At 41.4% G+C, this 7,019-nt stretch carries 6 protein-coding genes; all 6 read left to right on the top strand.

Annotation, left to right across the window (positions count from 1 at the left end):
• The first annotated feature begins 698 nt into the window (after positions 1 to 698).
• Complete coding sequence (locus V7K98_RS02985) at positions 699 to 1,268, top strand: photosystem I assembly protein Ycf4 (protein WP_292697191.1); 570 nt, start codon at positions 699 to 701, stop codon at positions 1,266 to 1,268.
• A gap of 17 nt (positions 1,269 to 1,285) precedes the next feature.
• A complete protein-coding gene (locus tag V7K98_RS02980) occupies positions 1,286 to 1,507 on the top strand; it encodes a hypothetical protein (protein ID WP_335019336.1) in 222 nt (73 codons plus the stop codon).
• A gap of 14 nt (positions 1,508 to 1,521) precedes the next feature.
• Positions 1,522 to 2,313: a peptidylprolyl isomerase gene (locus V7K98_RS02975; protein ID WP_335019335.1), complete on the top strand. Its 792-nt coding sequence runs from the start codon at positions 1,522 to 1,524 to the stop codon at positions 2,311 to 2,313.
• A gap of 8 nt (positions 2,314 to 2,321) precedes the next feature.
• Positions 2,322 to 3,473, top strand: a complete 1,152-nt coding sequence (locus V7K98_RS02970; protein WP_335019334.1) for a beta-ketoacyl-ACP synthase — start codon at positions 2,322 to 2,324, stop codon at positions 3,471 to 3,473.
• 122 nt (positions 3,474 to 3,595) lie between these two features.
• On the top strand, positions 3,596 to 4,885 hold the full coding sequence (locus tag V7K98_RS02965; RefSeq protein WP_335019333.1) for a Glu/Leu/Phe/Val family dehydrogenase: 1,290 nt from the start codon (positions 3,596 to 3,598) through the stop codon (positions 4,883 to 4,885).
• Between the two features lie 320 nt (positions 4,886 to 5,205).
• A complete protein-coding gene (locus tag V7K98_RS02960; RefSeq protein WP_335019332.1) occupies positions 5,206 to 6,933 on the top strand; it encodes a tetratricopeptide repeat protein in 1,728 nt (575 codons plus the stop codon).
• Positions 6,934 to 7,019 lie beyond the last annotated feature (86 nt).

Raw genomic sequence — 7,019 nt, 5'->3', positions numbered from 1 at the left:
GACCAACCTACGAATACGAAGCGATCGCGCTTGAGCCAGTCGTCTAGAACGTCAAACCACCCTCTACTGGGCGCACGTCCAACTGCGATGGTCATCGGACTAAAATCCTCTTTTTTTACTAAAATTGCAACGTTCCTGAGACAGTACGGAGAGCCAATGTAACCGGCTGCCGTGAGGAATTAACGTTTTTTTTGACAATCTCAAAAGCTTAAAGGCAATTGAGATTCTGAGAATTTGCTGACCTGTGAAATCAGCATTTCTCTTTCTTTATGCCATTACACGTACCATCGGCTAGTAATCTAGCTTGTGGTAACTTAATGATTCTTAATTTATCACACTACTCAGGGTTTTTGCCTGATACACAGAAGCAAATTAGGCATGAAACACGAACCTTATAAATAATATGAATATCAGAAATTTTACAATTTGACACAAGTTTTCTCAGAAATGTAAGAAAATTTAGTCTAGATCGACCTAGGTAGGTGACTAATTCCTAAGAGGTCAAAGAGAAGGGTGGGGCAGGGGAAAGAACTTTCTATCAGGCAAGGTTATGTAACGTGCGCTAACAACTAAATTATATGGGTAGGAGGAAGAGGGAGGAGGGCAGATGAGTTTTTGTCAACGATGTTTGGTAAAATAAGCAAGCATTCAGCGTGCGATTATGTCATAGCGAGTATCTCACAGGCAATGGTAGTTCAATGACGACATCAACAACGATTAACAAAGGCGATCGCCTCCTGCATCAAAATGTTCTCGGTTCTCGTCGGTTCAGTAACTACTGGTGGGCAACTATCGTTACCTTGGGAGCAAGCGGCTTTTTATTGGCTGGGATATCCAGCTATTTAAAAGTTAATTTACTCATAGTTTCCGATCCAACTCAACTGGTATTTGTCCCCCAAGGATTGGTGATGGGGTTATATGGCGCTGCTGGGTTGTTATTGTCCACGTATCTGTGGCTAGTGATTTTATTGGATGTAGGTGGCGGTTACAACGAATTTAATCAGGAAACTGGCACAATTAAAATCTTCCGTTGGGGTTTTCCTGGCAAAAACCGCCGAATTGAAATTGATAGCCGTATAGAAGATGTGCAATCTGTGCGAATAGCCGTCAAAGAAGGTCTTAATCCCCTACGCGCCCTCTATCTACGCATTAAAGGACGGCGAGATATTCCCTTAACACGGGTTGGACAACCGTTATCTTTAACAGAGTTGGAAACAGAAGGTGCAAAGTTAGCCCGCTTTTTGGGAGTGTCACTGGAAGGACTTTAATTAATTGGGAATGGGGCATGGGGCATGGGGCATGGGAAATGAAGAAGAATAATGTTTTACTTATTCCCTTATCTCCTCATACTCCCTACCCCTTCTACTATCTCTGCTTCTCATTTTTCCCCACTGGCGTGGAGAGTGGGGACAGGTGGGATAAACCAAGAATTTTTATAATGCCCAATTCCCAATTCCCAATGCCCAGTCGCCAATCCTCCTCAAAACGATTAAGATACTCTGGTTAAATCAGTAACTGGCAATGCGGTTAAAAATTTCACAATTTTTGCTTTCTCTTGTGCTTATCGGTGCTGTGATGCTTGGAGGATGTTCAACACAGCAGGTAGCTTCTAATACGTCTTCTCCAACCTCGACAGCTACCTCGACTACCCAGACGACTGCTGAAGCAACATCTGTATCTCAAACTAGTAGTGAGAGTATTCCTGAAATCGCGGGTTTACCACGTCTTGAAGGCAAGGCTACTGTGGTGATAACGGTTAAAGGTTCGCCCATTACTATCGACGTAGATGGCACTGATGCCCCTATTACAGCTGGCAACTTCGTAGATTTAGTACAGAAGGGTGTTTACAATGGTTTAGCTTTCCATCGAGTTGTGCGCGAACCCCAACCGTTTGTAGTTCAAGGGGGCGATCCAAAAAGCAAAGACCCGAAAATTCCAGCCGATCAACTGGGAACTGGTAGCTATATTGATCCAAAAACGGGAAATGCTCGCTACATACCTTTAGAAGTCAAGCCAAAAGGTTCAAATACTCCGATTTACAATAAACCATTTGATGCTACTGCTCAACCCGTCATATTGCCCCATAAACAGGGTGCAGTAGCGATGGCGCGATCGCAAGCACCAGACTCAGCTTCTGCTCAGTTTTACTTTGCTTTGGCGGATCTAGCCTTTTTGGATGGTAACTACGCCGTGTTTGGCAATGTCACTCAAGGCTTTGATGTCGTGAACAAAATTCAGCAAGGCGATCGCATTGAATCCGCGAAAGTCACCCAAGGGGCTGAAAACCTGAAAACACCAACTCCTAAACCCTAATTTTTAAATTGGTTAAGGTTTGTGTTACCGGTATTGGTTTAATTTCCGCTTTGGGTGGAAGCTTAGAGGATAGTTGGCAAAATTTGCTAGCTGGTAAATCTGGAATTAGTTTACATCAACCATTTCCAGAACTAAAACCACTTCCTCTAGGTTTAATTTCTCAACAACCATCTGAGTTGGCAATGTTAACTGAGATGGTTGTTAATTATGCTTTGCAAGATGCTGGGTTAGTTTCACATGCAGCTGATTGTGCTGTAGTTATTGGTTCGAGTCGCTCTTATCAAGCATCTTGGGAGAAGCTGGCGCGGCTAATGTATGAAGATGCGGAAAATTTCCCCGTTTCTGATTTTGGAAATTGGCTGGATATATTACCTCATATAAATGCGATCGCAGCTGCAAGACAAATCGGTGCATCAGGTATAGTTTTAGCACCGATGGCAGCTTGTGCAACTGGGATTTGGTCTATCGCCCAAGCAGCTTTACTTATACAAACTGGGCAATGTCAACGAGCGATCGCAGGTGCAGTGGAAGCACCAATTACACCCTTAACTTTAGCTGGGTTTCAGCAGATGGGTGCTTTAGCGAAAACTGGGGCTTATCCTTTTGATTTGCATCGAGAAGGCTTGGTTTTGGGCGAAGGCGCAGCTGTGTTTGTCTTAGAATCAGCAGAGTTGGCAAAACAGCGTCAAGCAAAAGTGTATGGTGAAATTCTCGGTTTCGGCTTAACTAACGACGCATATCATAGTAATTCACCGGAACCTGAAGGAAAAAGTGCGATCGCAGCTATCAAACAATGTTTAGAACGTAGTTGTTTGACACCAAATGATATTGATTACATTCATGCTCATGGTACGGCAACCCAGCTAAATGACCAGATGGAGAGTATGGTAATCCAGCGTTTATTTCCTCAAGGCGTGGCAATTAGTTCTACTAAAGGAAGCACAGGCCATACACTAGGAGCATCGGGGGCTTTAGGTGTAGCTTTTTCTCTCATGGCATTAAAGCATCAAATATTACCGCCTTGTGTAGGATTGCAGCAGCCAGAATTTGATTTAAATATCGTTACAGCCGCACGTCTAAGTAAAATTAGGCAGGTATTATGTTTAAGTTTTGGCTTTGGTGGACAGAATGCAGCGATCGCGGTCGCTAAATCTGCATAGCAGAATATAAAATATAAAACTGTAACAAAAACTACAAAATAAATATTTTCCCAAAAAAAAGGATAAGCTAGTTACAGAATGATATCCGGTTCGTAAAGATACCGTGATTAGGAGAAAATTTTATGATTTCAAAGTCATTACTACCATTAGAACCTGCTTCACCAGCGCATATATGCCCATTTGACCAAGCCTGTAGTTACTTAGAAGCAGCAGCTAAAGAATTAAATTTAAATCAGGGTTTGCTAGAAATTCTCAGCCATCCGCGTAAAGTTGTCACAGTTTCCATTCCCGTGAAACTAGATAACGGCGAAATACAGGTTCTTGCTGGGCATCGCGTACAGCACTCCGATGTTTTAGGCCCCTACAAAGGCGGAATTCGTTATCATCCGGCTGTGACATTGCGCGAAGTATCCGCTCTAGCAATGCTGATGACCTGGAAATGTGCATTGCTAGGTATTCCTTATGGTGGTGCCAAAGGTGGCATTCCCATAGATCCAAAACGCTACAGTGTTGGTGAATTAGAGCGAATCAGTCGCCGTTATATCAGCGAGTTGATTAAAGATATTGGGCCTTCCGTAGATATTCCTGCGCCAGACATGGGTACTTCAGCCCGTGAAATGGCTTGGATGATGGACACTTACTCTGTGAATGTCGGTCATGCTGTACCAGGGGTTGTGACTGGGAAACCGCTTTCTATTGGTGGTTCTCTGGGGCGAGAAATGGCAACTGGGCGTGGCACGATGATTATTGTGCGTGAGGCGCTAGCAGATCAAGGTAAATCCTTGGTAGGAGTGCGAGTAGCTATTCAGGGTTTTGGTAACGTTGGTGGTGCCGCAGCTGAATTACTACATCAAGCAGGCGCGAAAATTATTGCCGTTTCAACAGGTGCTGGAGGAATATTTTCCGAAGCTGGTCTTGATATTCCAGCGTTGAAAATCTACGCTGCTGAAAATCGCAAGAGTATTGTAGGTTTCCCACAATCTGTACCAATTAGCAATGCAGATTTATTAGCTTTACCCTGCGATGTCTTAATACCAGCAGCTTTAGAAAACCAGATCACTGAAGAAAATGTGAATCAGGTGCAAGCGCAAATTGTCGCAGAAGCAGCTAATGGCCCACTTACTCTTGAGGCTAGCTTGTCTTTAGAGGGACGGGGCGTGATAGTACTACCAGACATCTTAGCGAATGCTGGCGGTGTGGTAGTCAGTTATTTGGAGTGGGTACAGGGTCTTTCTTACGTATTTTGGGATGAGGAGCGCGTTAACCGTGAAATGGAGCATTTGATGGTACAAGCCTACCAGAGGGTGATTCAGCAGTCGAAAGTGCGACAAATTTCTTTGAGGTTAGCAGCTTACACTTTAGGAGTGGGTAGAGTGGCTCAGGCATTGGCTGATAGGGGTCTTTATCCTTAATTTTTGATAGCGACAATTTATGAGGGAGAATAAATCATCAGTGGGCAAAATTTTAGGCGATCGCTCACTGATGATTTCTCTATAGCAATCATATTTGATTTTTGAACAAAATTAGGTATGTAGGGTGTGTTAGAACGAAGTTCGTAACGCACCATTATCAAGGGTTTGGTGCGTTACGCTGTCGCTAACGCACCCTACTGATGATTTTCTATTAAGTAAGTATTATAAGTATTATTTATGCCGCTCTACTTAAACTTGTTTTAAAAGCTAATACGAGCAAAAACTAACCAGGATTTTTACGAGATATCTATAATTAAATTATGTGGCTAGTAGTAGTTTTTATCTGTTTTGGTTGGATATTATCTTTATGTTTGCATGAATTTGGCCATGCAATAATAGCATATTGGGGTGGTGATACTTCTGTCAAAGATAAGGGCTATTTGACATTGAACCCACTCAAATATACCGAACCGAGTTTGAGTTTGATGATGCCGTTATTTTTTCTCCTCATTGGCGGTATTGCTCTACCTGGGGGAGCAGTTTATATTAATCACAGTCGATTACGCGATCGCAAATGGAAAAGTGCGGTTTCGGCTGCTGGCCCAATTGCCAATTTGATTGTAGCTTACCTGCTATCACTGCCTTTTCAATTTGGTTGGGATGCTTTAGCTCTCGAAAATCCAAATTCAGTTTTATTTGCTTTAATTACTGCCCTAGCTTATATAATTTCCCTAAATATCTATGTAGTTTTGATTAATTTATTACCTATTCCTGGACTAGATGGTTATGGAATTATCGAACCGTGGCTGCCACAACCAATTCAACAGCAAATCAATAAGGTTGCTAAATATGGAATTTGGATATTGATTGGTTTGTTATGGTTTGCCAGACCTTTTAATCAATTTTTATGGAATTTCACTCATACAATTAGCGAATATCTTCATCTCCCAGAAAACTTAAATGTTTTGGCGAATGCAATATTTAGAGAGAATTCGCGGTATTTAGTTATCGGATTAGTTTTAGTTTTATGGATATTTAGAGATCAAAACCAAGAGTTACAAAGAAAGGTTGATAAATTAGTATCATCGCAACAATATGAGCAGGCGATCGCTTGCTATGACAAACTAATTAAGAATAACCCGAAAAATGCTGATACTTGGTATCGGCGAGGTTATGCGCTTTATTCTTTAAACAAACATGACGAAGCGATCGCCTCCTACGATCAAGCAATTAAAATTCAACCAGACTACGCTGATGCTTGGTATTTACGCGGTTATTCACTTTATTTTTTGCAAAGATATGTAGAAGCAGTTGATTCATATAAAAAAGCTTTAGAAATCAAATCTGATGATTCAAACACTTGGTACTATCAGGGTATTGCTCTTACAGATTTAGGACGCGACGAAGAAGCTTTAGCAGCATATAAACAAGCGATTGCAATTCAGTTAGATTTTTATCAAGCTTGGTATAAACAAGGCGAAACCTTGGCAAAATTACAGCGTTATGAGGAAGCGATCGCAGCCTACGATAAAGTAATAGAAATTAGACCAGAAGATAGTAATACTTGGTGGTTACGAGGACAAGCTTTAGCAGCACAGAAAAATTATCAAGCAGCCCTAGACTCATACAATCGAGCAATTACAATCTATTCTGACTTTTATGGTTTCTGGTTAGATCGTGGCAATGCACTCTATTTTCTACAGCAATATGAAGATGCGATCGCCTCTTACGAAAAAGTTATTGAATTAAAGCCAGATAACATCAATGGTTGGGATTACAAAGGTGTCACTTTGATAAAATTGCAACGTTATGAAGAGGCGTTAGTTGTCTACGATCAAGCGATTGAAGTTAAATCTGATTGTGCTGATTACTGGTATAACAAAGCCTGTTGTTACGCACTACAAAACAATGTCAATCTAGCAATAGAAAACCTCCAACAATCAATCAAACTTGAATCAAATAGATTGGAAATTGCGAAAACTGATCCTGATTTTGATGCTGTTAGAGAACATGAGATGTTCAAAATTTTAGTTGACGAATATAGTTAGTGGAAAATAGACACTATTGCATCCCAATTTACTATAGTAGTTTTTTAGACTATATTGCTTGTGCTAGGCGATCGCTACCAAATAAC

This window comes from Nostoc sp. (assembly GCF_036917435.1).
Taxonomy (GTDB): domain Bacteria; phylum Cyanobacteriota; class Cyanobacteriia; order Cyanobacteriales; family Nostocaceae; genus Nostoc.
The sequence above is the reverse complement of the archived record's forward strand: the minus strand, read 5'-3'. Positions and strand labels throughout refer to the sequence as shown.

Bases quoted from the DNA above. Each gene is read 5' to 3' on its own strand.
- V7K98_RS02985 (WP_292697191.1), top strand. From the start codon at position 699: ATGACGACATCAACAACGATTAACAAAGGCGATCGCCTCCTGCATCAA.
- V7K98_RS02980 (WP_335019336.1), top strand. From the start codon at position 1,286: ATGGGGCATGGGGCATGGGAAATGAAGAAGAATAATGTTTTACTTATT.
- V7K98_RS02960 (WP_335019332.1), top strand. From the start codon at position 5,206: ATGTGGCTAGTAGTAGTTTTTATCTGTTTTGGTTGGATATTATCTTTA.
- V7K98_RS02965 (WP_335019333.1), top strand. From the start codon at position 3,596: ATGATTTCAAAGTCATTACTACCATTAGAACCTGCTTCACCAGCGCAT.
- V7K98_RS02975 (WP_335019335.1), top strand. From the start codon at position 1,522: ATGCGGTTAAAAATTTCACAATTTTTGCTTTCTCTTGTGCTTATCGGT.